Origin of the sequence: Elstera sp. (genome assembly GCF_044372965.1) — a bacterium.
Classification (GTDB): domain Bacteria; phylum Pseudomonadota; class Alphaproteobacteria; order Elsterales; family Elsteraceae; genus Elstera.
The window spans coordinates 1-24,188 of record NZ_JBILQX010000018.1 but is presented as its reverse complement, the minus strand read 5'-3'; the positions used below and the strand labels follow the sequence as shown (position 1 = coordinate 24,188).

Genomic DNA, 24,188 nt, shown 5'->3' with positions numbered 1-24,188 from the left:
CCGCGCCCTTAGCCGAGTTCTTCGATCAAACGGGCGATGACATCGGCCACCGTAACCCCATCGGCGCGCGCGGCAAAACTCAGCGCCAAGCGATGCCGCAGCACCGGCGGGGCGAGCGCCGCCACATCATCCAGCGACGGCGAGAGGCGACCTTGCAACAAAGCGCGCGCGCGCGCCGCGAGCAGCAGCGCCTGACTGGCGCGCGGCCCCGGCCCCCAGGCAACGGAACTGCGGACAAGCTCGATCTCGCTGCTTTCGGGCCGCCCCGCCCGCACCAGGCGCAAGACGCCATCGACGACCGAATCGCCGACCGGCAGCACGCGCACGAGGGCTTGCAGGCGCATCAACTCGCCCTCTTGCAAAACCTTATCCGTGGGCGGCTCGGCAACGCCGGTGGTGGCGAGCAGCATCGTGCGTTCCGCCGCCCAATCCGGGTACTCGACGGCGATGTTCAGCAGGAAACGGTCCAACTGCGCTTCGGGCAGCGGATAAGTGCCTTCCTGCTCCACCGGGTTTTGCGTGGCAAAAACGTGGAACGGCGCGGGCAGCGCGCGCAAGTGACCCGCGACCGAAACGCTGCGCTCCTGCATCGCTTGCAACAGGGCCGACTGGGTGCGCGGGCTGGCGCGGTTGATTTCATCGGCCATCAGCAGTTGGCAGAACACGGGGCCTTCAATGAAGCGGAACGCCCGGCGGCCATCGGCCCCCTCTTCCAGCACTTCGGAGCCCAAGATATCGGCGGGCATCAAATCGGGGGTGAACTGCACGCGGCGGTCGGTCAGGCCGAGCACGGTTGCAAGCGCTGTGACGAGCTTGGTTTTGGCAAGGCCGGGCATGCCGACCAGCAGCCCATGCCCACCCGCGAGCAGCGTGACCAGGGTTTCTTCGATCACCCGATCCTGCCCGAAAATCACCCGGCCCAGGGCCGCGCGGGTTTTTGCGAGCGTTTGCCCGGCTTCGGCAATATCATCGGCCAAACGGGCCGCATCTGTAGGGGGGGCGAGGACGCTCACGCAAAACCTCCTTCTTCTTACCGACGCAGCCTTTAACAACAGGCCCTAAACCCAACATGGGGTGGGGATTAACCCCGTCAAGCGACGCGCGCCGCGTTCCGAGAAAATCAGCATGACCGAAAAGGCCCCGCCCCTCCAGCCCCAAACCGCTTTTCCCGCCCTCGACCCGATCTGCGGTGATTTCGGCATTGCCATCAAACGCGACGGCACTTGGACCTACCAGGGCTCCCCCATCGGGCGGCTGCCCTTAGTGAAACTCTTCGCCTCGGTTTTGCGCCGGGTGGGCGACGAGTATTGGCTGGTGACGCCGGTGGAGCGCGGCCGGATTGAGGTAGAAGATGTTCCCTTCATCGCCGTTGAGCTCTCGGCCCAGGGTGCGGGGGAGGCCCAGGTTTTAAGTTTCCGCACCAATCTTGACGAAATCGTGACGCTCGACGCCGATCATCCGCTTTGGGTGCGGCAGGGCGCTGACACGGAGGGGCCGCAACCCTATATCTTAGTGAAACCGGGGCTTGAGGCGCGCTTAGTGCGCAGCGTCTTCTATCATCTGGTCGACCTAGCGGTGATCGATGCGGCGGGCCGAACGGGAGTATGGAGCGCAGGCCGCTTCTTCCCCCTGGATTAGAATGAGGGCTGGGAGCGTAAACGTGCAGGACCTGGACCACACACTTTCGGAAGCCGATATTCGCGCCCGCCTTCAAGCCCATCGCGGGTTTGGCGAGCATGGTGATCATGCTTTGAGCGGTCTGCCGCCGCTTCTGCTGCCCGATGCCCCGACCCCACCGCGCCCGGCTGCCGTTCTGGTGCCGATCCTCACCCACGCCAGCGGCCCAACGGTTCTGCTCACCCGCCGCACCGACCATCTGCACGATCACGCCGGGCAGATCAGCTTCCCCGGTGGGCGAATCGAACCCGACGACGAAAGCCCGGAAGCCGCCGCCCTGCGCGAGGCGCAAGAGGAGGTAGGGCTCGACCCCGCCGCCGTTGATCTGCTCGGACGGCTTGATCTGTACCGAACGGTCACGGGCTATGCCGTTACCCCCATCGTCGGGCTGGTGTCGCCCCAGGCGCGCTTCACCCCCGACCCCTTCGAAGTGGCCGATATTTTCGAAGTGCCATTGGGGTTTATTCTCGACCGGCGCAATCACCAAAAGCATTTCCGCGACACCCCCTTTGGGCGGCGCTATTTCTACGTGCTGCCCTATCGGGACCGCTATATTTGGGGAGCCACCGCCGGAATGTTGGTAAACTTCAGCAAGGTTTTGACCGGCGCATGATCCGTATCCTCCTCACCTTCCTTGTGCCCCTGCTGCTGCCCTTCGTGGTCTATGCCGTCTGGGGTTGGCTGCGGCGACGGCAAGCGCTGGCGCGCGGCGAGCCGCTACCCGACCTGAAAGGCCCGCCCGTTGTTTGGCTCGGCGCGCTCGGGCTTGTTCTGGTCGTCCTCGTTCTCGGTGGGCTGAGCTTGCAGCGCGGGGAAGGTACGCTTGGCCGCTACACCCCGCCCCATGTGGAAAATGGCAAAATCGTTCCCGGCACGGTGAAATGACGGGGGATATCAGCCTTCCGCCCGCCGACTGGTGGGAAGGCGGGAAAACTCAAGCCGTTTTGACGGCCTTACAGGGCGAGGCCCGCTTCGTCGGCGGGGCGGTGCGTGATGCGCTGCTGGGGCTGCCGGTGCAGGATGTCGATCTTGCAACCCCGCTTCCGCCGGAAGCCGTGATGGCGCGGGCCAAGGCGGCGGGGCTGAAAGCCATTCCCACGGGTATCGATCACGGCACGATCACCTTGGTCAGCGGCGGTAAGCCGTTTGAGGTGACGACGCTGCGCCGGGATGTGGAAACCGATGGGCGGCATGCAGTTGTTTCGTTTACGGAACAATGGGCCGAAGATGCAGCCCGGCGTGATTTCACCATGAATGCGCTCTACGCTGACGGGGCGGGCCGGGTCTATGACCCGGTTGGCGGCTTGCCCGACCTTGCGGCAGGCCGTCTGCGCTTCATCGGCGACGCCCGCGCGCGAATTGCTGAAGATTACTTGCGCATTCTGCGCTATTTCCGCTTCCAGGCCCGCTATGGCCGCGTGCCGCCGGGGCCGGGGTTGTTGGCGATTCTGGCCGACTGCGCGCCGGGGCTCGCGCGTCTTTCGGCTGAGCGGATCTGGTCGGAGATCAAAAAATTGCTCGCCTGCGCCGATCCGCTGGCGAGCCTGGAGGCGATGCACGAAACCGGCATTCTGCGCCGGATTTTGCCCGATGCGCGGCCGAACGCCGGGCCGATCCTCGCCGCCCTGCCGCCCGCCCCTGGATGGGCGGCGCGACTATTGGCGCTCCTGCCCGAGGGGGCCGGGCTTCCAGGCTATGCCGGGCGGTTGCGTTGGAGCAAGGACGAGCTCCATTTCATCGCGATAGCGCAACAAATGGCCGAAACTAAGCTTACCCACCCTTATAGCATGCTGCGCCGCTGGGGACCCGAACCACTAAAAGCCGGAATTTTTGTGCGGGCGGCGCGCGGCAAACAGGATCGTCTGCCGTGGCTGCCGCTGCTGGATGCGCCCCTGCCAGCCTTCCCGATTGGCGGGGCCGATGTGCAGGCGTTGAGGGTTGCCCCCGGCCCCGCAATGGGCAAACTGCTGACCGACGTCGAACGCTGGTGGGAGAGGGGCGGATGCCAGGCGAACCGCGCCGAAACCCTCGCCTATCTGGCCGAAATCCTGCCGTCTGAATGAGCCCCGAGATGACGCCTGCTCTAGCTTCCTGGCGCGCGATGCGCCCCGACGATTTGTCCCAGGTCAACGCCATCGCTGATCGGGTCCATGAAGAATATCCCGAAGACCCGATGGTTTTCACCGAGCGGCTTCAGCTTTTCCCGCAGGGCTCCCGCGTGGCGGAACGGGCGGGCGAAGTGATCGGCTATGCCGTCGCCCATCCCTGGCACCTGCTGCCCCCGCCTTTGGATTCGCAGCTTATTGCGCTACCGGAACGAGTTGAGTGCCTTTATCTGCACGATGTCGCCCTGCTGCCCGCGACGCGCGGCGCGCGCTTAGGCGAGGCGCTGGTCATCTATCTGACCGATTTAGCCCGGCAAATCGAAGCCCCGCGCTTAGCCCTCACCGCCGTCTATGAAACGCCGCGCTACTGGTCCCGCTTCGGTTTTTCGGCCTATCAAACCCCGGCAATTGCCGAAAAACTGGCGAGCTACAGCGCGACGGCGACCTTCATGGTGCGGAAGGTCGATTAATCGAGCATCAGCCACGCCCACAGCTTGGCCGGAACATCGCCGCCGGTGACGCGCGCCATCGGGCTGTTATCGTCATTGCCCAGCCACACCCCAGCGACGCGGCCCTGGGTGCTATCCCACCCAACGAACCAAGCGTCACGATAGTCAGACGTGGTGCCGGATTTCCCCACCGCCCCTTCGCCGGCAACCCCGGCGGCCTTGCCGGTGCCGTGGGTGATAACGCCGCGCAGCATGGCCCGCATGCTCGCGGCAATCGGGGGATCAATGAGTGCGTCGCCGATGGGTTCGCCCTGCCACAGTAGCGCCCCTGCCCGGTCGCGGATGCTGAGAATGCCATAGGGCCACGCCGCTTTGCCGCCATTAGCGAGCGCCGCATAGGCCCCGGTCAGGTCGAGCAAAGTCACCTCGCCCGCCCCCAAAGCCACGGCCAGATTAGCCGGGAGCTTCGCGCGAATACCTAATCGGTGCGCAAGCGAAATGACCTTCTTAATCCCAACATCCTGCGCCAACCGCACGGTCGGTATATTTAGCGATTCGGCGAGGGCCTGCGACAGGCTCACCGACCCGCGAAAGCGCCGGTCGTAATTGTCCGGCGTCCAGGAGCCGATGCGTAAGGGTGAATCCTCCACCCGGCTTTCGGCGGTCCAGCCCGCTTCCATCGCCGCCAAAAACACGAAGGGCTTGAAGCTGGAGCCGGGCTGACGCGGCGCAAGCGCGCGATTGAACTGGGAGCGGCGATAATCGCGCCCGCCGACCATCGCCCGAATCGCGCCATCGGGATCAAGAATCACCGCCGCGCCCTCGCCGATTTTGCGCTCGCCCCCTTCCTGGGCCAGCATCGCCGCCAGTTTTTCTTCGGTTTGGCGCTGCAAAGCCGGGTCGAGCGTGGTTTGCACCACCAAATCGCGGTCGATGGGGACGATATCGCCCAATTCCTCCATCACCCAATCGGCGAAATGCCGCCCAGGGCGCGGCGCGGCGATCTGGCCCAGCATTGGCGCGCCGCTGGCAATGGCGGCCTGTGCGGCGGCTTCCGGGATGAAATTAGCGCGCACCATGGCGTCGAGCACCACCTGGGCCCGCCCCGCCGTCGCCACCGGGTCACGGATCGGGGTCAGCCGGGTTGGGGCGCGCAACAGCCCGGCAATCGCGGCGGCTTCATAAAGGTTAAGCTGAGTCGCAGGTTTGCCGAAATATCGTTGCGATGCCGCATCGATCCCCCAAGCCCCGCCCCCTAGATAGACCCGGTTGAGGTAAATGCCAAGGATTTGCTCCTTGCTATACCGTCGCTCCAACCACAGCGCGAGCAAGGCTTCCTGTACTTTGCGCTTCAGCGATTTCTCGTTGGTGAGAAAGACATTTTTCGCCACCTGCTGCGTCAGGGTACTGCCGCCCTGGGCCGAGCGGCCCTCGGTGAGATTGACGACAATGGCCCGCGTTAAGCCAATAATATCGATACCAAAATGATTAAAGAAACGCCGGTCCTCAATCGCCACCACCGCTTGCCAAACGTGCGGCGGCAGGTCCCGCACCGCCCGCGGCGTCGCGTAGAACTCGCCGCCCGTCGCCAGCAGGCTGCCGTCGCGCGCCAGCAGCGTAATGCCGGGGCGGCGGGTTTCATCCATCAGCGCGCCGATGGAGGGCAGTTGCAGGGCATAGAAGGCAATCACCGCCCCCACGGCAACGCCCCCCCACACCGCGCCCGCCGCGAGCCAAATCAGCAGCCGCCGCCCCCAAGATCGGCGCGGCGGCGGCATCGGCGCAGGCCGGGGCGTTTTTTTGGGGGAATGGGATAGCGGGGCGCGGGTCATGGTCGGCGGGATGCAATCACGGTCGCGGCGGCAGAACAAGCCTCTCGTGCGGCAAATTTGTAACCTTCCCCAACTCACTACGCCAGGATAGCGGCTTTTTGCTGCATGACTGGTATTTTCGGCAGGATAACGGCGTTCATCCGGTTGCTTTCGGCCCCAGGGTTCGTTACACAGCCGCGCCAGAGACAGATGCGGTTTTCGTAAAAACCGAGCCAAGGGATGAATCGAACCATGCGGGTTACTCAGCGCGTTAAGAAGATCCTCAGCTACTATGAATCGGACAATCCGGGTACGAAAACCAATATCGCCCGTATTCTGATGCAGGGCCGCCTGGGCGGCACCGGTAAGCTGGTGATCCTGCCGGTCGATCAGGGCTTCGAACACGGCCCCGCGCGCAGCTTTGCCCCGAACCCCGCCGCTTACGACCCCCATTATCATTTCGAACTCGCAATTGAAGCCGGTCTGTCGGCCTATGCCGCGCCGCTGGGCATGCTGGAAGCCGGGGCCGACAGCTTCGCGGGCGCGATCCCGACGATTTTGAAGGTCAATAGCTCCAACAGCCTGTCGCGCCTGAAGGAAGACGCCGACCAAGCCGTGACCGCTACGGTGCAGGACGCGCTGCGCCTCGGTTGCTCGGCCATCGGCTTCACCATCTATCCGGGCTCGGACAATGCCTTCGGCATGATCGAAGAGCTGCGCGAGTTGGCCGAAGAAGCCAAATCGGTCGGCCTTGCTGTCGTGGTCTGGTCCTACCCGCGCGGCGGGAACCTGACGAAAAGCGGCGAAACCGCCTTCGATATTTGCGCCTATGCCGCCCATATGGCCGCTCTTCTGGGCGCGCATATCATTAAGGTGAAGCCGCCTGCCGCGCCGTTTGAGCTCGATGCGGCCAAAAAGGTCTACGATAAAGAAAAGATCCCCGGCGATACGATGGCCGAGCGCGTGCGCCACGTGGTGCAAAGCTGCTTCAATGGCCGCCGGATTGTGGTTTTCTCCGGCGGGGAAGCCAAGGATCTGGACGGTCTCTACAATGAAGTCCGCTCGATCCGCGATGGCGGCGGCAATGGCTCGATCATCGGGCGCAATACCTTCCAGCGCCCCAAAGCAGAAGCCTTGGCGATGCTCGATCAAATCGTTAAGATCTATCAGGGCAAAGCATAAGCCAGCCCCAGTTTAGGGAGGAAGCCCCGCCGCTACCGAAGACCGCCCCGCGCGGTTCGGCAGCAGCGGGGTTTTTCATTTTGGAGGATCGGGGCCGCATCTGCCTTGCCTTCAAGCGCAGCCTATGGCTGGATGCGCGTCATGAGCACCACAGCTACCCCCGACCTTCCCGCCCGCCATTATCTGATTCTCGCCGCGAACCTGTCGGCAGAATCCCTAGCAAGCGCGCTTGCCGACCGTGAGATCGCGTCCGTGGCGCTCGATACCAGCGGCCTTAGCCCGGCAAGCCTGCGCGAGGCCGCCGAGCGGCTACTGCCTATCGCCTGCGCCCAGGATATCGCCTTTCTGCTGACCGACGCCGCCGGACTTGGCACGGTGCTGGACGCAATCCCAGCGCTCGATATCGACGGCGTGCATCTCGCCTCCCAGGAAGTCTACGCCGAGGCGCGCAAAAAGCTGGGGCCGGACCGGATTTGCGGCGTCTATTGTGGCGACAGCCGTCACGAGGCGATGGAAGCCTCGGAAGCCGGAGCAGATTACGTGGCCTTCACGCCCGACGCCGAGTTGATCCACCTTTGGGCCGAAGCCATGCTGGTCCCCTGCGTCGCCTGGGACCTTACGGACGATCAGAAAACCCCAATGGAGGCCGCCGGGGCCGAGTTCATCGCGTACCGGCTCTAGCCCCAATTCCCCAAAACCCCATCCACGGGCAGTTTGCAAACCACCCGTGGATGGGGCTGCAAACCGTGAGCAAATCCTGAAAACCAAAAGCCCACCAAGTCATTGACTTGGCGGGCTTTTGGGGATGGTGGGTACACAAGGATTCGAACCTTGGACCCGCTGATTAAGAGTCAGCTGCTCTACCAACTGAGCTATGTACCCATCCGAGGTGGCTTGTATACCCAGCGAATGCGGGCACGGCAAGCGGAAAAACGCCGGGATTCCCCCGCTCCCGCAAAAGCTACTCGAAATCCTGGCCGCCGCTGCGGGTGAACTGGGTGTCGCGGTGAACCCAAACCATCATCAGCAGGCCGAACCCCAGCATCGTTACCAGCATCGAGGAGCCGCCATAGGAGACCATCGGCAAGGGCACGCCCTTTGCCGGGATCAACCCCATCACCATCGCGCAGTTGATAAAGACCGACAGAAAGAGGTGCGTTACGATTCCCACGCCTACCAAGCGCCCAAACTGCGTGGAGGAGCGGAAAGCAATGGCAAAACCATAGAGAATCAGCAGCGCATACAGCGCCAGCAGTGTGATGGCGCCGACCATGCCAAATTCCTCGGCCAACATGGTGTAGATAAAATCGGTTTGTTTTTCGGGCAGGAAGTTCAAATGGCTTTGTGTGCCGAGCAAAAAACCCTTGCCCGTAATGCCGCCCGAGCCCAAGGCGATTTTGGACTGAGTGATGTGATACCCCGCCCCCAGTGGGTCGCGGCTGGGGTCCATGAAGGTTAGAATGCGCTCTTTCTGATAATCACGCAGAAAGTTCCAGGCCACGGGGGCCGCCGAGCCTGCACCAACGATGGCAAGAGCGAATTTCCACCACCGCATTCCAGCCACGAACCCGACCGCCGCCGATCCCATGATGAGCATTAGCGAGGTGCCGAGGTCCGGTTGCTTCACCACCAGGGCCACGGGCAAGGCCAGAAGAACCGCCGCCGGTCCCCAGGCAGAAATCCGCCCCATGCGCTCCAGCGGAATCGAATGGAAATGCTTGGCCAAGGCCAGCACCAGCATAATTTTCATGAGTTCGGAGGGTTGAAGCTGGACGAAGCCGAAATCGAGCCAGCGCTGTGCGCCCATGCCGACGCGCCCCTGAAGCTCCACCGCGACCAGCATCGCCAGCGTCCCAGCATAGAGCAGATAGGCCCAGCGCATCCAGAAGCGGATATCGATCACCGCCACCACGATCATGATGATGAACCCAAGGCCGAAGCGCATCATCTGCCGCTGCGCCCAGGGCTCCAGCGACCCACCCGCGGCTGAATAGAGCATGGCAAAGCCGATAGAGGCCAGCGCAGTCAGCAGCAGCACGATGCCCCAATTCACCTGCCAGAGTTTCTGGCCCAGCGAGAGTTCGTGACGGTTAAAGCTATAGCTCATCCCCGATGCTCCCCACCGCAGGTGGGGCAACCCGCCAAACGCTTCAGAATCTCGCGCTTCTGGGTTTCGAGCAGAATATCGCGCACCAGCGGCCCCGCCACGGCGCTGCCGCCGCCACCATGCTCCACCACCACGGCGCAGGCGAAGCGTGGGTTGGTGAGCGGCGCAAACCCAACGAACAGCGCGTGATCGCGGAAGCGCCAGGGGAGATCTTCGTTCTTTTTAACGCCGGTATCGCGCTCGGCCTTACTGATGATGCGCACCTGGGCCGTGCCACTCTTGCCCGCCATCTCCATACCGGGTTCGGTGATGCGCGCCTTATAGCCTGTACCGCGCTGCTCGTTCGTCACCATCGCCATGCCGCGCTGCACGAGGGCGAGATGCTGCGGGTTGAGCCCCAAGGACGCAGGGGCTGCGTGGGCCCGATCCGCCGGGGCACGCCCGCCGATGCTTTTGGTGAGATGGGGGACAATAGCAAGGCCTGAGGCAAGGCGGGCGGTCATTGTCGCGAGTTGCAGGGGCGTTGCCAGAATCATGCCCTGACCGATGGAGGCATTGATGGTTTCCCCCTGCGGCCAACTCGTCCCCCGGCGACGCTGATACCAGGCGCGCGTCGGCGCAAGCCCCGACCGCTCGCCAGGCAACTCGATTCCCAACGGCGCGCCAATGCCCAGCCGTTGAGACATATCCGATATTTTATCGATCCCGATACGCCGCGCGATTTCGTAAAAATACACATCGCAAGAGTTCATCAGGGCCTCACCCAAGTTCATGGGACCGTGCCCGCCCTTATACTTCCAGCAATGGAACCGGCGTTCACCAAGTTCATAGTGGCCGGGGCAGTTGATCGTTTGATTGGCGTTAATAACGCCCGCTTCAAGGGCCGCCAGCGCCGTGACCATTTTAAACGTCGAGCCTGGCGAATATTGACCTGAAACCGCTTTATTCGTTAGCGGAGTTTTGGGATGGGCCTGGAGTTCTTCCCAATCATTCGCCTTCAGCCCGGCGGAAAACATATTGGGATCGAACGCCGGCGCTGAAACCAACGAGAGGATTTCACCATTATGGCAGTCGATCACAACCGCCGCCGTGCTCTCCTCCCCCACCCGCTCGCGAACATATTCTTGCAAGGCAATATCGATAGTAAGTTCCACGTCGCGGCCAGGGTGACCGTCGTCGCGATTGACCTCGCGGATGACACGGCCCACCGAGTTCACTTCGATCTGACTGGCCCCCGCGACGCCGCGCAAGGCCTGATCGTGGATCTTCTCCACGCCGTTTTTACCAATGCGGAAATCGGGCAGTTCCAGCAACGGATCGCCATTACTGCCCTTGAGGTCGACCTCCGACACGGCCCCGACATACCCCAAGATATGCCCGACAGCCTCCGTATGGGGATACAGGCGGCTTTGCCCGACATCGATGGAAACGCCCGGCAGATCGGGGGCATTCACCTCCATCCGGGCGACCTCTTCCCAACTTAGGTCTTCGCGCACCATGACCGGAACGAAAGCGCGCTTGCGGCGCACGTCGCGCAGCACGCGGCGGCGGTCGGTATCGCTTACCGTAATCAGGCGCGCAATCGCGTCCAACGTCGCCTCAACATTCGGGGCCTGCTCGCGCACCAGAACCACCCGGTAGTTCAGACGGCTGGTCGCCAGAACCTCGCCATACCGGTCCAGAATGCGCCCGCGTGGCGGAACCAGCAGGCGCATATTGATACGGTTATCTTCGGCGAGCGTTGCGTATTTATCGGCTTCAATGACCTGTAAATAATAGAGCCGCGCCCCCAAGGCCCCAAACAACCCCGCCTGCCCCAGGCCGAGCAACAGTGCGCGGCGGGTGAAAAGACGTTCGCGTTCTTGATCTCGTTGCCGCCGTCCCATGATCTATTGCCCCGGTAGCAAGCGCCGATGCGTGCGGACAAACAACCACACGACCAGCGGAAACAGTAGCAGCGTCGATAAAAACTGCAGCGCCGGTTGCAGGAGTGGCACCGGGGTGCGAGCGATCAGCGACACGATGATCCAGGTAAAGCTCGTCGTTGCCAGCAGCACTAAGAAAAAGCCCCCCCAGGCCAGCGCAAACGGTTTCCCCAGGAACGCGCGTCGCTGAGAGAGCGCAAAGGCGTAAGTGCCCAGCAACAGCAGCGGCGTTAACCCGAGATACGCGCCGCTCACCACGTCTTGCACGATCCCAATCAGAAAAATCAGCGCAGGCGGCATCAGATCCGGCCGATAGATGGTCCAGTAATACACCGCCATCAAGGACAAAGAGGGCGTTACCGTCAAGCCGTCTGGCATGCGGAGCGGCGTGACCGACAGCAGGGCAAAAACAAACGTCATCGCGGCGGGTGTCACCTTGCCCAAGGTGCCCCAAGCGCGAAGAAGGCCGGCGAGAATCATCGCGGTGTCGTAACGGTCCGCGGCGGCGGTGCCGAAGCGGGCAAATCCCCGGCTTGTATCTGAGTCAGCCCATAGTCGAGCAGACGGACATGATTGATCCGCTGCCAATCCGCCAGGGGACGTACCGTTACCGCCCGGTCAGATACCGTCTCGACCGCGCCAATCGGCAGGCCCGGCGGAAGCAAGCCCCCGTGACCTGAGGTGACAACAATATCGCCAGGAGCCACATTGTTTTCTTGGGTGAGGTAAAGCAGCCGGGGCAAAGCGCTATTGTCGCCCGCCAGCACGGCCCGTTCGCCGCGCGGGCCCACTGCAACCGGGATTTTACTGTTCAAATCGGTAATCAGCAGCACGCGCGTCGTGCGTTCGCCGACATCGGTGACGCGACCAATAAAGCCTTCGCCGGAAACCGCCGCCAAACCGCGCATCACCCCTTGATTGGAGCCGACCGCGATCAACAGGTTGCGCACATAGGCCCCGCCCGCGTCGGCCACCACGCGCCCGGTGATTTGTCGGCCACCGGGCGGGGGGGCGTAATTGGTCAGATTCCGCAGCGATTGATTTTCAACGTCGAGCCGTTGGGCCACATCGCGCCACTGGCGCAGACGCTCCACTTCGGCTTTCAACAGCGCGTTTTCGGCCCGCAGATTGAAAACGGACCGCAAGTCTTCGGCAAACTCCGAGGCACTCGTAACCGGGCTGCCGAGAATATCCACGATCGGAGCAAAGAAATCGACCGTTATCACCCTTAGCCGCTCGAAAACCGGCACTTCGGCGCGCTGAATGATCAGCAACAAAAACGACGCCGCGATCAAGGATGCAAAAGCGAAACGATGCAGTGCGGCCCTTACCGGGGCCGCAAGCCGGGAGACAGAACCGACGCGGGGTTTCATTAGGAGAGAGTCCAGGTTTCGCCGCTCCGAACTTCGGAGCAACCAGAAATTTCCATAAACCTGGGCCGAGCCGACATTCCGTCCCGATCCTCTTTCCTAACGATGTCTTAATAAAAGATTATACCTGATTAATAGGCCGTACTCAGCACATTTCTGAGCGTACCCATTTCTTCCAAGCAACGACCTGTTCCAAGCGCCACGCACGAGAGAGCGTCATCGGCAATCGACACCGGCAAACCGGTTGCATGCCGCAAGACGAGATCGAGATTAGAAAGCAGCGCCCCGCCGCCGGTGAGAACGATGCCCTTATCGACAATATCTGCCGCCAGTTCCGGCGCGGTATGTTCGAGGGCAACTTTCACAGCTTCAACGATTTGGCTAACAGGTTCGGCCAAGCTTTCAGCAATCTGCCGTTCGGAGATCACCAATTCTTTCGGCACGCCATTCATCAGGTCGCGGCCCTTGATTTCCATCAAGCGGCCTTCGCCATCTTCCGGCGGGCAGGCCGAACCGATTTCTTTCTTGATCCGCTCGGCCGAGCCTTCGCCGACCAGCAGATTATGCATGCGGCGGATATAAGCGATAATCGCTTCGTCCATCTTATCGCCGCCAACGCGCACCGACCGAGCGTAAACGATGCCACCGAGCGACAGAACCGCGACTTCCGTGGTGCCACCACCAATATCGACGACCATCGAGCCGGTCGGTTCCGTCACGGGCAAGCCCGCGCCAATTGCCGCCGCCATTGGCTCTTCAATGAGGAACACCTGACGCGCGCCCGCGCTTTCGGCGCTTTCTTGGATCGCGCGGCGTTCAACTGCCGTCGAGCCCGAGGGCACGCAGATGATGATCTTCGGGCTAGCAAAGCGGCTACCGCGATGCACCTTGCGAATGAAATGTTTAATCATCTCTTCCGCAACCTCGAAGTCAGCAATCACGCCGTCTCGCAACGGTCTGATCGCCTGAATATTGCCAGGGGTGCGCCCCAGCATCAGCTTGGCTTCGTCACCGACAGCCAAAACCTGACGCTTACCGCGCACATTCGCTATGGCAACAACCGACGGTTCGTTCAAGACGATACCGCGATTCTTAACATAGACCAGGGTATTTGCCGTCCCTAAGTCCACCGCCATGTCGGCGGACATCCAGCCGAGGATTCGATTAAACATTTTACCCTTGTCGGACCTTGCCGATTCAGACTTTGCCTCGTGCGTCCCAATCTTCGGAAGAGCCGTGCCGATACCGATGCGATAACACCGATACGGTTAAGACCGAACCCAAGCAGAGATGTTCCAAAAGCAGCAGGCGAGCGGGGGCTCGCCGACGCCCCCTTTGGTTTACGCCGATTGCACACACGGCGGCAATGCCTTTTTACCGCCCAGAAAATAAGGCAGGATCATTTATGACACTGCCGGTCTCCGAGAGCCCTCTTGGTGATGACCCAAGCGAGCCTCTAGGACTGCTTCAGGCAAAAGGAGTTAGTAAATGCGCGCAATTCTGGCAATTTTATGGACGGAACAAACCGCAGGCCCGGTGCTGGCTTTGGCCACCCGCCTCGCCCGCCGCTTTAATGGCCGCGTAACCGGCCTTGCCATTCGCCCCGCCTTCGAAAGCTTCGTGCCGTCGGGCGATTTTGGGCTCGCCCTGAGCCAGGAATATCTCGACCGGCTTCAGCAGGATGGGACAGCACGACTGACCAAATTGAAAAGCCTGTTCGATGCCCACGTTGGGGCTGAAAATATTTCTGCGGATTGGATGGAAGCCCAGGGGCCTTCGGCCGACGCCATCGCCTCGGCAGGACGCCTGTTTGATATTTCGGTTTTGGCCCGGCCCGATGTCGGCGGCTCAGCGGAACCCGAGATTATGCTGGAAGCCGCGTTGTTCGAAACGGGCCGCCCGATCATTATGGCCCCGCCGACTCTGCCGGAAACTGATGGCACCCGCGTGCTCATCGCCTGGAACGGCTCCTCCGAAACCGCCCGCAGCGTCGGCACCGCCCTGCCGCTGCTGCACAAGGCGGAGGAAATCCACATTGTTTCCGTTGATAGCGGAATGGCGACCGGCCCCAGCGCGCGCGACGTTGCCGCCTACCTCGAAAAGCACGATCTGCGCGCGACCTATGCTCATATGCAGGTTGGCGAGAAGAATGCCGGTGCGGTGTGGCTCGACGAGGCGCAGCGGTTGGGCTGCGATCTAATGATCAAAGGGGCCTATACACAAAGCCGGTTAAGGCAGATGATTTTTGGGGGTGCGACCGTCCACATCCTCAACCACGCCAAGATTCCCGTATTTTTTGCGCATTAACACCTTGGAGGTCACGTGAAGCAGGGGCGATCATCACGAATTCTTCACGATATGCATTTTAGGTTAAGTCTATGAATGCACCCCAGCCCCTGCCCGACACCGCTAGTTCTGCAGCAGCCCCCGCGTCGATGGCCGATACGTGGCGGCTCGATCGGGTTGCCCGACCGTTAGAGGGGCTATCACCGAAGCTAAGCTGTACGGCTGCGGTGCTGAAATTCGATGGCTTGCCCGATATTTGGGCCTTGCCCGTGGTGCTGGCGCGCAAGCCTGTTGGGCTTTTGTCGCGGTCCACGGCGCGCTCGAACCTTCAAGAAATGGTCGGCACGGCGATGGACCCGCGCCCGCTGATCCTGCCCGACGACATGCCGCTCGAAACCGTCAGCCGCATGGTCGCTGAGCGTTACCCGCGCGCGCTGACCTACGGCGTCATCACGACCAACCCCGAGACCGGCCATTATTCCGGCTTCGTACCAGGGATTGATTTGCTGCGCGGTACGCTGGAGCAGTTTGAATCGACCTTGTCGTTTCTGCGCGCAGCGCAAGGCGATCTGGTTCAAGCCGAAAAATTCGCGTCCCTCGGACAATTAGTCGCAGGCATTGCCCATGAAATCAATACACCGCTCGGCATTGGGCTGACCGCAGCAACCCATCTGACCGAACGCAGCCAGAGCTTTTTGCACCTCTCGGAATCGGGCGGCCTAAAGCGGTCGGATCTGACCGGCTTTCTTAGCACCGTTACCGAAGGCGCAGAGATCATCACCGCCAATCTCGGGCGTGCGGCGGAATTGGTACATAGTTTCAAGCAGGTCGCCGCCGATCAAACCAGTGCCGTGCGCCGCTCCTTCCGCGTTGGGCAGTTGATTGAGGATCTGATTTCGTCCCTCAGCCCGCGCTTACGCAAAGCGACGCAGAAAGTGCAGTTTACCTGCCTTGCCGACGCCGAGATGGATAGTTTCCCAGGGCCCTTAGGGCAGGTGATCACCAATCTTCTACTGAACGCCTTAACCCACGCCTATGACGAGGCGCATCCCGAAGGCGTTGTGGAGATTGCCGTCGAGAAAAAGGGCACTAATGTTGTTATCGGGATCAAGGACGATGGGGCCGGTATTCCGCCGTCCCATTTACCGCGCATTTTCGATCCGTTTTTTACGACTAAACGCGGCCAGGGCGGGACAGGCCTGGGGTTGCATCTTGTGTATAATATCGTCACGCAAACCTTGGGGGGCCGCATTGGCTGCACCAGCGCCGTCGATATGGGAACCGCCTTTACGCTGATTCTACCGCTGACCGCGCCCGACCGGATGTTGGGCGATCGTAGCGCCGATGTGGACCTGGGGCCTATCCCGTCCCGAGCCGAACCGACGATTGTTTCTGAGGGAGGAAGCGCCTAATGGTTCCCGCCGACATCAACCCCGACGATGAACTGCTGTTTGCCGACGATACGCCGGAGCCGAGCCGCAAGCGGCAACGGGTTCCCCAACCCTGGCGCATGCTGGTGGTGGATGATGAGCCCGATGTTCATCGCGTTACCCGAATGGTGCTGGCGGATTTCAGTTTCGAAGGGCGGTCGCTTGAAATCATCTCGGCACTTTCGGGCGGCGAAGCGCGGGAGATTCTGAGGAAGGCGAACGATATCGCGGTCATTCTGCTCGATGTGGTTATGGAAACCGACGACGCGGGCCTAACGCTGGTGCGAGAAATTCGCCAGGATATCGGCAATGAGAATGTGCGCATCGTCTTGCGCACGGGTCAGCCCGGCATGGCGCCGGAGCAAAAAGTCATCGTTGAGTATGATATCAACGATTACAAATCGAAGGCGGAACTAACCGCGCAAAAGCTGTTCACCACTATCGTAGCCGCCCTGCGCAGCTACCGCGATCTTGTCGCCATCGAACAGGGGCGCAAGGGCCTCGAAAAAGTGCTGGAAGCGTCCACCAGCCTGTTCGAGCTTCGCTCGACCGACGCTTTCCTTGCGGGGATTCTGGACCAGATCAATGCGCTGCTGGATGCCGAGGGCGGCTCGATCCTCTGCACGGCGGGCGATGAATTGCCGGGGTCCGATCCAACGGCAGTGGTGCGGGCGGCCGCCGGGCGCTTTGCCAGTCTCTCTGGGAAGCGCTTGGCCGAAATTCCGCACCCGTCGATCGTGCATGAAATCGTTTCGGCGTTCGCGCGCGGCTCCAATCAATATCTCGACGATCATTGCGCCGTGTTTTTCAAGGCCAGCGGCGAAGTGCGCTCGGTCGCCTTTATCGAAGCCACCCGCCCGCTCTCCCAACTCGATCACCGGTTGGTCGATCTGTTTTGCGCCAAGGCCTCCATTGCTTACGATAATGTCCTGCTGCAAGAACATTTATCGATGGCCCAAGAAGCGACCGTGTTTGCGTTGGCGCGGCTCGCCGAGTTCAAAGACCCGACGACGGGCGATCATTTGCACCGGGTCGAGATCCTCACCAATAAAATCGCCCGCGAGATGCAAACCCGTGGGCTTGCGATGGGGGATTTGGATGACGTGCTGGTGAAGAAAATCGGCCTTGCCTCCATCCTTCACGACGTGGGTAAGGTCGGCGTTCCCGATAGTATTCTGTGCAAGGCGGGTGGGCTCGACGAAACCGAATGGCTGACCATGCGCCGCCACGCGAGCTTAGGGGCGGAAATTCTGCTGGCCGCCAGCCGCCGCCTGCGGGGCCGGACCTTCCTGTCCATCGGGGCCGAAATCGCCCTGGGCCACCATGAAAAATGGAATGGCACCGGCTATCCGCGCGGGCTGAAGGGCAAGGATATTCCCCTCTCCGCCCGGATTGTCGCCGTCGCCGATGTGTTCGACGCCCTCACCTCCAAACGCCCCTATAAGGAAGCCTGGCCCCGGCAGGAGGCGATTGATTGGATCAAAGCCCGCACCGATATTGATTTCGACCCCGAAATCGTCACTGCTTTTTTAGGCGTTGTTGAGGGTTAACCCCTTCCCCCCGTTCGAGACACACTGAATGCCCCTTGCTGCCTCGGTCTCACCGGCCACCCGGACCCGTTTAATCAATACAACCTTCGGGCTGCTGCTGTCGGGCATGATGTCCTTCGTCGTGTCCGGCATCGCCACGCTCCGCGCGCTGGGATTGGCCGATGTTGCTGCCGAGCCGGGGGCCTTTGTCGGGACCTGGATGGGGTCTTGGTCGGTTTCTTGGGCCATTGCTTTTCCGACCGTATTGGTCGTCGCGCCGTTCGTGCGCAAGATTGTTACCAGAATGTACGGCAATCTGTAACTCTTCGGGCGTGCCGTAAAATTCAAGACATATAACCTTCAATTATTCTCGATTCAGCAATTTTACGAAATTGCCTTTCCGATAAGAGTGGGGCAGGATTGCGCCAGCCGCCCGCGCGCAAGGTCCGTCAGAGACCAAGCCGGGCGTATCAACCCAAACAGGGGGACTAACTCGGATGATGAAGAAGTTCGGTTTGACTGTCGCTGCGGCGGCATTTGCGGCGACCATGACCGGCGCTGCGTTCGCACAAGATGTTACCATGGGCGTTGCCGGTCCTTTCACGGGTCCGAACGCCAGCTTTGGTGAACAACTGAAGCGCGGCGCTGAAATGGCCGTCAAGAACATCAATGCTGCTGGCGGTGTTATGGGTCGCCAGATTAAAGTCGAATATGGCGATGATGCGTCGGATGCACGCCAAGGCGTTGCTATTGCCAACAACTTCGCCACCAAGAAGGTCCCGTTCGTTCTGGGCCACTTCAACTCTGCCGTTTCGATCCCGACTTCGGACGTGTATGGCGAAGAAGGCATTATCCAGATCACCCCGGCCTCGACCAATCCGACATTAACGGATAAGGCGAAGTTCGGTAACGTCTTCCGCACATGCGGTCGCGACGATCAGCAGGGCACCGTTGCAGGCCAATATCTCGCCAAGAATTTCGCTGGCAAGAAAGTCGCCGTCATTCACGACAAGAGCACCTATGGCAAGGGCTTGGCTGATGAAACCTTGAAGGCCATGACGGCCGCCGGTCTCAAAGAAGCCATGTACGAGGGCGTTACGGCAGGCGATAAAGACTTCTCGGCCCTCGTCTCGAAGATGAAGGCGACTGGCATTGATGCTATCTACTTCGGTGGCCTGCACAACGAGGCCGGTTTGCTGGTTCGTCAATCGCGCGAACAGGGCCTGACGGCGGCGTTTATGTCGGGCGATGGTATCGTCAGCTCGGAGTTTGGGACGATTGCCGGTCCGGCAAGCGACGGTGTTTTGATGACCAACAGTGCCGATGCTCGGAAATTTCCGACAGCTTTAAAAGTTGTTGAGCAGTTCAAGGCAACGGGTTACGACCCCGAAGGGTACACCTTGCTGTCCTATGCTGGCATTGAAGTTTGGAAGCAAGCCGTTGAAATTGCCAAGTCCATGAAAAAGGACGATGTCGCGAAAGCGTTGAAAGGCAACAAGTTTAAAACCGTCATTGGCGAGCTCGAATTTGACGCCAAGGGAGACCTTAAGGTTTCTCAATATGTATGGTTCGTTTGGAAGGACGGAAAATACTCGGAACTCTAATCTTTCGGGATTAACATTCTGATGAAACCCGGCAGAGTTCGCTCTGCCGGGTTTTTTCTTGAGAAGACTTCATGATACGCGCACTTGGGTTAATGAGCGGCACCGCCCTTGATGGGGTCGATGCGGCGTGGATTGAAAGCGATGGCGACCGGATTACCGCGTTTGGCCCCTCCCTGACGCTGCCCTATCCGAGCGATCTACGCGAAGAGCTGCGCGCCCTGGTCCATGACCCTGCCCGCGCCGAAACCGACCCGCTGAGCGACCTTGAAGCGCGCTTGACCGAGGTGAACGCCGAAGCGGTCGAAACCCTGCTCGGCCAAACCGGCCAGCGCCCCGATGTGGTTGGCTTTCATGGGCAAACAATCCTGCATCGGCCCAAATGCGGCTACACCCGCCAGTTGGGCGACGGGCAACGATTGGCGACTCAGCTTGGCCTTGTGGTGGTCAACCGCTTTCGCCACGCCGATTTGGCGGCAGGCGGCCAAGGCGCGCCGCTAGTGCCGGTATTCCACGAAGCGCTTGCCCAGGGCTTGCCGAAACCTTTGGTTATTCTCAACCTCGGCGGCGTCGGCAATCTCACCTATATTGGCGATGAAACCCTGTTGGCCTTCGATACCGGCCCTGGTAACGCCCTGATCGACGATTGGGTAACGCGCCACACCAATCAAACCTGGGACGCGGGCGGGCGCTTGGCGGCGCGTGGGCGGGTTGATACAAAGGCCCTCGCCCGGCTGCTGGATCACCCTTATTTCGCGGCCCCGCCGCCGAAATCCTTGGATCGAAACGGTTGGGCGATTGAGGCCGTGGCCGGGCTTTCTGCCGAAGACGGCGCGGCAACGCTGACCGAATTCACCGCCCAAACCATCGCTGCCGCCCTGCCGCATCTGCCCAGTCGCCCGACGCGCTGGCTGGTCACGGGTGGCGGGCGGCACAATGCGCATTTAATGGCGCGGATCGCAGCGGCGGCTTTGGCCCCCGCCGTTCCGGTCGAAACCTTAGGCTGGGATGGCGACGCCTTGGAAGCGCAAGCCTTCGGTTTTCTCGCCATTCGTGCCGTGCAGGGGCGCGTGCTGAGCCTTCCCAGCACGACCGGCGCGGCCTATCCTGTCAGCGGCGGGGTTTTGCACCGCCCAAACAAGCCGAGTTGAGGTCTATGCCCGATCCCCGCTTCCCCCCCCTCGCGGCTGCCCTTGAAGAGGCGATTGAGTCCGGCCTCTGCCCCGGTCTTGCCTTTGGCCTGCGGACGCGCGACGGAGTACGGTTCGAAACCAGCCTAGGGCTGGCCCAGCGCGTGCCGGAACCGGAGGCGCTCACTCCCGATCACCGCTTCGATCTCGCCAGCCTCACCAAAGTGCTGCTGACCACGCCCGCGATTCTCGCCCTCGCAGCAGCGGGGCGCTTAGACCTTGACGATCTGCTGAGCACCCATCTGCCCGATCTGCATCAATACGACCCCAGCCACCGGGTCCGCAGCGTCACGCTGCGCCAATGCCTGACCCATACCAGCGGCCTGCCCGCCGTCGAGCCGATCTATACCTGGGGCGAGGGCGCGGAGCGGCTAACGGCGCTGATTCTGCAAAAGGATTGGGCGTTCGGCGAAAACGTCTATTCCGACATTAATTTTATACTGCTCGGGATTATCGTCACCCGTCTGACCGGCCAAAGCCTTACCACGTTGGCGGAGGCCGCCGGATTCGCGGTCTCGCCCGGCCCGGCGTTAACCGTGGCAACCGAAGCCTGCCAATGGCGCGGGCGGATGATAAAGGGCGAGGTTCACGACGAAAACGCCTTCGCCCTCGGCGGTATCGCTGGGCACGCCGGATTATTCGGCACGCTGGCGACGGTGCTAGGCCGGGCCGAAGCCCTCGCCTTCGGGGCCGCTCTTCCGAATGCTGCGCGTATCGCCATGCTGGAAAAACAGACCGATACGCGGGCGCTAGGGTGGCAGGTTCGCCACCCAAATTGGTCCGGCGGCGGGCTTTGTTCCGCCAAAACCATCGGCCATACCGGCTTTACCGGCACGGGCGTGTGGATCGATCCCGAACGCGGAATTACCTGGGCGTTGCTGGCCAACCGGGTGCATCCGACGCGCCATACCGAGGTGCGAAAATTTCACCAGTTCCGCCAGCGTATCGGGAATCTCGTTCAAGCAGTTTTTGCGGAATAGAGAATTGCGGGGCTCTGCCCCACACCCCGCTCAAGGGGGGACGGCCCCTTGAGAATCCACGATTTCAACTGTCCCCCAAAGGGAATCAGGATTTAAAAAAATGGGATTGCCAAGGGGCTAGCCCCTTGGCTGGGATTCAGGGGCAAGGCCCCTGATTAAAACCCTAACCAACATCCAATTCGCTGTCCCAATAGAGAAAATCCCGCCAGCTTTCGTGCAGGAAGTTCGGCGGGAAGCGGCGGCCGCGCTCTTGCAGGAAGTGCGTTGAGGGCTCTTGCGCGGGCTCCAGCGGGAACATGCGAATTTCGCGCGGCAAATGGCTGCCCTTGCGCAAATTACAGCAGGAGCAGGCCGTGACGACATTCTCCCACGAGGTCCGGCCCCCGCGCGAGCGAGGAATGACGTGATCGAAGGTAAGCTCGTGGGTTGGGAACTGATCGCCGCAATATTGGCAGCTAAAAGCATCGCGGAGGAAAACATTGAACCGGGTAAAGGCCGGTCGGCGCGATGTATGCACATAATCTTTTAAAGCAATAACCGACGGCAATTTCATTTCGAAACTAGGACTTCGGATCGTCGTGTCGTATTCAGAGAGAATATTCACCCTATCCAGAAACACCGCCTTCACCGTCTCTTGCCATGACCAGAGCGACAAAGGGAAGTAACTGAGTGGCCTAAAATCAGCATTCAGAACCAAGGCGGGACAATGCACATAAGACATTCGCAAATACCCCCGACACGACCAGAGGGGAGCCCTTGCCAGGGGCTCGGACAGCGCCGTTACGCCTGCCCCCAAGTAGGTATCCTATCCGTCTTACCCTGACAACCCTGCCCCCAGGGGTTTCGGGGCTTGGCACGAAAAATTCACAATAGCCTATGTGCTGTTTCGGGAGCGCAAAGGTTCCCTCGGGCCGAAGTTCGCACTAAACTAGCCCCATGACGAACAACGCCCCCCCCGCCCAAAGCGCCGACCGGGAAGCCGGTTGGTTCGGTTTCCGCCCGGTCGATCCCGCCCAAAAGGCTGGCATGGTCCGCGATGTCTTCGATAGCGTAGCCCCCAGCTACGATGTGATGAACGACGCCATGAGCCTCGGCGTGCATCGGCTGTGGAAGGCGGCGCTGGTCGATTGGGTTGCGCCCCGCGCCGGACGCAAATACCTCGATGTTGCCGGCGGCACCGGCGATATCGCCTTTCGTATTCTTCAGCGCGCGCCGGGTGCGCTGGTGACGATTGCCGATATTAACGAGCGCATGGTTTCGGTCGGGCGCGACCGGGCGCTGGATCGCGGCCTGCAATCGGGGCTGTCCTATCTCGTCGCCGACGCGCAGCATTTACCGGTGCCGGATAGCAGCGTCGATACCTACACCATCGCCTTCGGGCTCAGGAACGTTACCCATATTGATCAAGCCTTGGCCGAGGCGTTCCGCGTGCTGCGGCCCGGCGGGCGGTTCTTTTGCTTGGAGTTCAGTCACGTCACGCTGCCGGGGCTTGATAAAGTTTATGATCTTTACTCCTTCAAGCTGCTGCCCGAATTGGGCGCGCTGATCGCGAAAGACCGCGATTCCTATAAGTACCTGGTGGAGAGCATCCGCCGCTTTCCCCCGCAAGAGGAACTCGCGGCACGAATGGGTGGAGTTGGCTTCGAGCGCGTCGAGGTGCGCACTCTCTCCGGAGGAATCGCCGCGATTCACAGCGGCTGGAAGCTCTGATGGGCGATCTCGTTACCATTGTCATTCTGCTCGGCGCGGCGGTGATTGCCGTGCCGCTGGCCAAACGCGCCGGGCTTGGATCGGTGCTGGGGTATCTTGCGGCGGGTATTGTTATCGGCCCGGCAGCTTTGGGCCTCGTCACCGATGTGGATGCGATGCTCCACGTCTCGGAATTTGGCGTGGTCATGCTGCTGTTCCTGATTGGGCTTGAGTTGAAACCGTCGCGCCTTTGGGTCATGCGGCATACGGTCTTCGGCCTTGGCGGGCTTCAGGTGGTCCTCACCGCCGCCCTGCTGACCGCTGTTGGTCATTGGGTTCTTGGGTTTGCCCTGCCGATTGCCGTCATCGGCGGCTTTGGCCTCGCGCTCTCCTCCACGGCCTTCGTGCTGCCCATGCTGGCCGAACGCGACCTTCTGCCGACGCAAACCGGGCGCGATGGCTTTGCCATTCTGCTGTTTCAAGATCTCGCCATTATTCCACTGATTGCCCTTCTGCCGCTCTTGGCCCCGGAGGGCAGTGCGGCTGCATCGGTTGACCCGTGGCAGGCCGTGGGCGAAGCCGTGCTGGCGCTGCTGTTGGTTTTCTTCGGTGGGCGCTTTCTGATCCGCCCGATCTTCAAAATGGTCGCGGCCTCCCACGCCCATGAAATCTTTATCGCCACCGCTTTGCTCGTCGTCGTCGGCACCGCCGCGCTCGTGAGTGCTGTCGGTCTCTCGATGTCGTTAGGCGCGTTTATCGCCGGCGTGCTGCTGGCCGATAGCGAATATCGCCACGAATTGCAGGTGGATATCGAACCGTTCAAGGGCCTGCTGTTGGGGCTATTCTTTATTGCCATC

24 protein-coding genes and 1 tRNA gene are annotated in these 24,188 nt (G+C 61.2%); 16 read left to right on the top strand and 9 right to left on the bottom strand.

The features are described from left to right. Window positions 1-8: 8 nt before the first annotated feature. Entirely contained in the window at window positions 9-1,013 is a 1,005-nt protein-coding gene (locus tag ACIQ36_RS04445) for an AAA family ATPase (protein ID WP_395826323.1), read from the bottom strand. Between the two features lie 112 nt (window positions 1,014-1,125). Between ACIQ36_RS04445 and ACIQ36_RS04440 the strand changes: the two genes are divergently transcribed. Genes ACIQ36_RS04440 through ACIQ36_RS04420 form a run of 5 tightly spaced genes read left to right on the top strand, consistent with a single transcriptional unit; the run spans window position 1,126 to window position 4,252 of the window. Then, a complete protein-coding gene (locus ACIQ36_RS04440) occupies window positions 1,126-1,638 on the top strand; it encodes a DUF1285 domain-containing protein (protein ID WP_395826321.1) in 513 nt (170 codons plus the stop codon). Between the two features lie 22 nt (window positions 1,639-1,660). After that, on the top strand, window positions 1,661-2,290 hold the full coding sequence (locus ACIQ36_RS04435; RefSeq protein WP_395826319.1) for a CoA pyrophosphatase: 630 nt from the start codon (window positions 1,661-1,663) through the stop codon (window positions 2,288-2,290). Next, on the top strand, window positions 2,287-2,562 hold the full coding sequence (locus tag ACIQ36_RS04430) for a DUF6111 family protein (RefSeq protein ID WP_395826318.1): 276 nt from the start codon (window positions 2,287-2,289) through the stop codon (window positions 2,560-2,562). The genes ACIQ36_RS04435 and ACIQ36_RS04430 overlap by 4 nt, the downstream gene beginning before the upstream one ends. Further along, window positions 2,559-3,740, top strand: coding sequence for a CCA tRNA nucleotidyltransferase (locus ACIQ36_RS04425; protein WP_395826316.1), 1,182 nt, complete (start codon window positions 2,559-2,561; stop codon window positions 3,738-3,740). Before ACIQ36_RS04430 ends, ACIQ36_RS04425 begins: the two co-directional genes overlap by 4 nt. 8 nt (window positions 3,741-3,748) lie before the next feature. Further along, the gene (locus ACIQ36_RS04420; protein ID WP_395826314.1) at window positions 3,749-4,252 is read left to right on the top strand and encodes a GNAT family N-acetyltransferase; all 504 of its coding nucleotides are present in this window, start codon (window positions 3,749-3,751) and stop codon (window positions 4,250-4,252) included. On the opposite strand, the gene ACIQ36_RS04415 is transcribed toward ACIQ36_RS04420, so the two are convergent. Continuing rightward, a complete protein-coding gene (locus ACIQ36_RS04415; RefSeq protein WP_395826312.1) occupies window positions 4,249-6,063 on the bottom strand; it encodes a transglycosylase domain-containing protein in 1,815 nt (604 codons plus the stop codon). The genes ACIQ36_RS04420 and ACIQ36_RS04415 overlap by 4 nt on opposite strands. Window positions 6,064-6,294: 231 nt before the next feature. On the opposite strand from ACIQ36_RS04415, the gene ACIQ36_RS04410 reads away from it, so the two are divergent. Both ACIQ36_RS04410 and ACIQ36_RS04405 read left to right on the top strand, forming a co-directional pair. Beyond that, on the top strand, window positions 6,295-7,224 hold the full coding sequence (locus tag ACIQ36_RS04410; protein ID WP_395826310.1) for a class I fructose-bisphosphate aldolase: 930 nt from the start codon (window positions 6,295-6,297) through the stop codon (window positions 7,222-7,224). A gap of 141 nt (window positions 7,225-7,365) precedes the next feature. Next, complete coding sequence (locus tag ACIQ36_RS04405) at window positions 7,366-7,905, top strand: thiamine phosphate synthase (protein ID WP_395826308.1); 540 nt, start codon at window positions 7,366-7,368, stop codon at window positions 7,903-7,905. Between the two features lie 125 nt (window positions 7,906-8,030). On the opposite strand, the gene ACIQ36_RS04400 is transcribed toward ACIQ36_RS04405, so the two are convergent. The 6 genes from ACIQ36_RS04400 to ACIQ36_RS04375 all read right to left on the bottom strand — a co-directional run bounded on the left by ACIQ36_RS04400 (window position 8,031) and on the right by ACIQ36_RS04375 (window position 13,798). Next, a tRNA-Lys gene (locus tag ACIQ36_RS04400) sits at window positions 8,031-8,106 on the bottom strand. A gap of 79 nt (window positions 8,107-8,185) precedes the next feature. Further along, complete coding sequence (gene rodA / locus ACIQ36_RS04395; protein WP_395826306.1) at window positions 8,186-9,331, bottom strand: rod shape-determining protein RodA; 1,146 nt, start codon at window positions 9,329-9,331, stop codon at window positions 8,186-8,188. After that, window positions 9,328-11,217 (bottom strand): penicillin-binding protein 2, encoded by a 1,890-nt coding sequence (mrdA, locus tag ACIQ36_RS04390; protein ID WP_395826304.1) that lies wholly within the window; start codon window positions 11,215-11,217, stop codon window positions 9,328-9,330. The genes rodA and mrdA overlap by 4 nt, the downstream gene beginning before the upstream one ends. A gap of 3 nt (window positions 11,218-11,220) precedes the next feature. Next, on the bottom strand, window positions 11,221-11,736 hold the full coding sequence (mreD, locus tag ACIQ36_RS04385; RefSeq protein ID WP_395826302.1) for a rod shape-determining protein MreD: 516 nt from the start codon (window positions 11,734-11,736) through the stop codon (window positions 11,221-11,223). Then, a complete protein-coding gene (mreC, locus tag ACIQ36_RS04380; protein ID WP_395826300.1) occupies window positions 11,733-12,629 on the bottom strand; it encodes a rod shape-determining protein MreC in 897 nt (298 codons plus the stop codon). The genes mreD and mreC overlap by 4 nt, the downstream gene beginning before the upstream one ends. Window positions 12,630-12,757: 128 nt before the next feature. Then, the gene (locus ACIQ36_RS04375) at window positions 12,758-13,798 is read right to left on the bottom strand and encodes a rod shape-determining protein (protein ID WP_395826298.1); all 1,041 of its coding nucleotides are present in this window, start codon (window positions 13,796-13,798) and stop codon (window positions 12,758-12,760) included. A 316-nt stretch (window positions 13,799-14,114) separates the two neighbouring features. On the opposite strand from ACIQ36_RS04375, the gene ACIQ36_RS04370 reads away from it, so the two are divergent. From ACIQ36_RS04370 to ACIQ36_RS04340, 7 genes are all read left to right on the top strand, one after another. Beyond that, complete coding sequence (locus tag ACIQ36_RS04370; protein WP_395826296.1) at window positions 14,115-14,933, top strand: universal stress protein; 819 nt, start codon at window positions 14,115-14,117, stop codon at window positions 14,931-14,933. 71 nt (window positions 14,934-15,004) lie between these two features. Then, entirely contained in the window at window positions 15,005-16,324 is a 1,320-nt protein-coding gene (locus ACIQ36_RS04365) for an ATP-binding protein (protein WP_395826294.1), read from the top strand. Then, window positions 16,324-17,892: a DUF3369 domain-containing protein gene (locus ACIQ36_RS04360; RefSeq protein ID WP_395826292.1), complete on the top strand. Its 1,569-nt coding sequence runs from the start codon at window positions 16,324-16,326 to the stop codon at window positions 17,890-17,892. The genes ACIQ36_RS04365 and ACIQ36_RS04360 overlap by 1 nt, the downstream gene beginning before the upstream one ends. Window positions 17,893-17,920: 28 nt before the next feature. Continuing rightward, window positions 17,921-18,193 (top strand): DUF2798 domain-containing protein, encoded by a 273-nt coding sequence (locus ACIQ36_RS04355; protein WP_395826290.1) that lies wholly within the window; start codon window positions 17,921-17,923, stop codon window positions 18,191-18,193. Window positions 18,194-18,368: 175 nt separating this feature from the next. Continuing rightward, window positions 18,369-19,475, top strand: a complete 1,107-nt coding sequence (locus ACIQ36_RS04350; protein ID WP_395826288.1) for a branched-chain amino acid ABC transporter substrate-binding protein — start codon at window positions 18,369-18,371, stop codon at window positions 19,473-19,475. A gap of 71 nt (window positions 19,476-19,546) precedes the next feature. Beyond that, window positions 19,547-20,623, top strand: a complete 1,077-nt coding sequence (locus ACIQ36_RS04345; protein WP_395826286.1) for an anhydro-N-acetylmuramic acid kinase — start codon at window positions 19,547-19,549, stop codon at window positions 20,621-20,623. Between the two features lie 5 nt (window positions 20,624-20,628). Next, entirely contained in the window at window positions 20,629-21,642 is a 1,014-nt protein-coding gene (locus tag ACIQ36_RS04340; RefSeq protein WP_395826284.1) for a serine hydrolase domain-containing protein, read from the top strand. A 163-nt stretch (window positions 21,643-21,805) separates the two neighbouring features. Here the strand turns inward: ACIQ36_RS04340 and ACIQ36_RS04335 are convergent, their stop codons facing one another. Further along, complete coding sequence (locus tag ACIQ36_RS04335; RefSeq protein ID WP_395826282.1) at window positions 21,806-22,363, bottom strand: HNH endonuclease; 558 nt, start codon at window positions 22,361-22,363, stop codon at window positions 21,806-21,808. A gap of 215 nt (window positions 22,364-22,578) precedes the next feature. Here ACIQ36_RS04335 and ubiE point away from each other — a divergent pair, with 215 nt between their 5' ends. Further along, the gene (gene ubiE, locus ACIQ36_RS04330; RefSeq protein ID WP_395826280.1) at window positions 22,579-23,352 is read left to right on the top strand and encodes a bifunctional demethylmenaquinone methyltransferase/2-methoxy-6-polyprenyl-1,4-benzoquinol methylase UbiE; all 774 of its coding nucleotides are present in this window, start codon (window positions 22,579-22,581) and stop codon (window positions 23,350-23,352) included. Continuing rightward, window positions 23,352-24,188, top strand: an 837-nt coding sequence (locus tag ACIQ36_RS04325) for a monovalent cation:proton antiporter-2 (CPA2) family protein (protein ID WP_395826278.1), incomplete at its 3' end; no start/stop codon positions are given. The genes ubiE and ACIQ36_RS04325, both read left to right, overlap by 1 nt.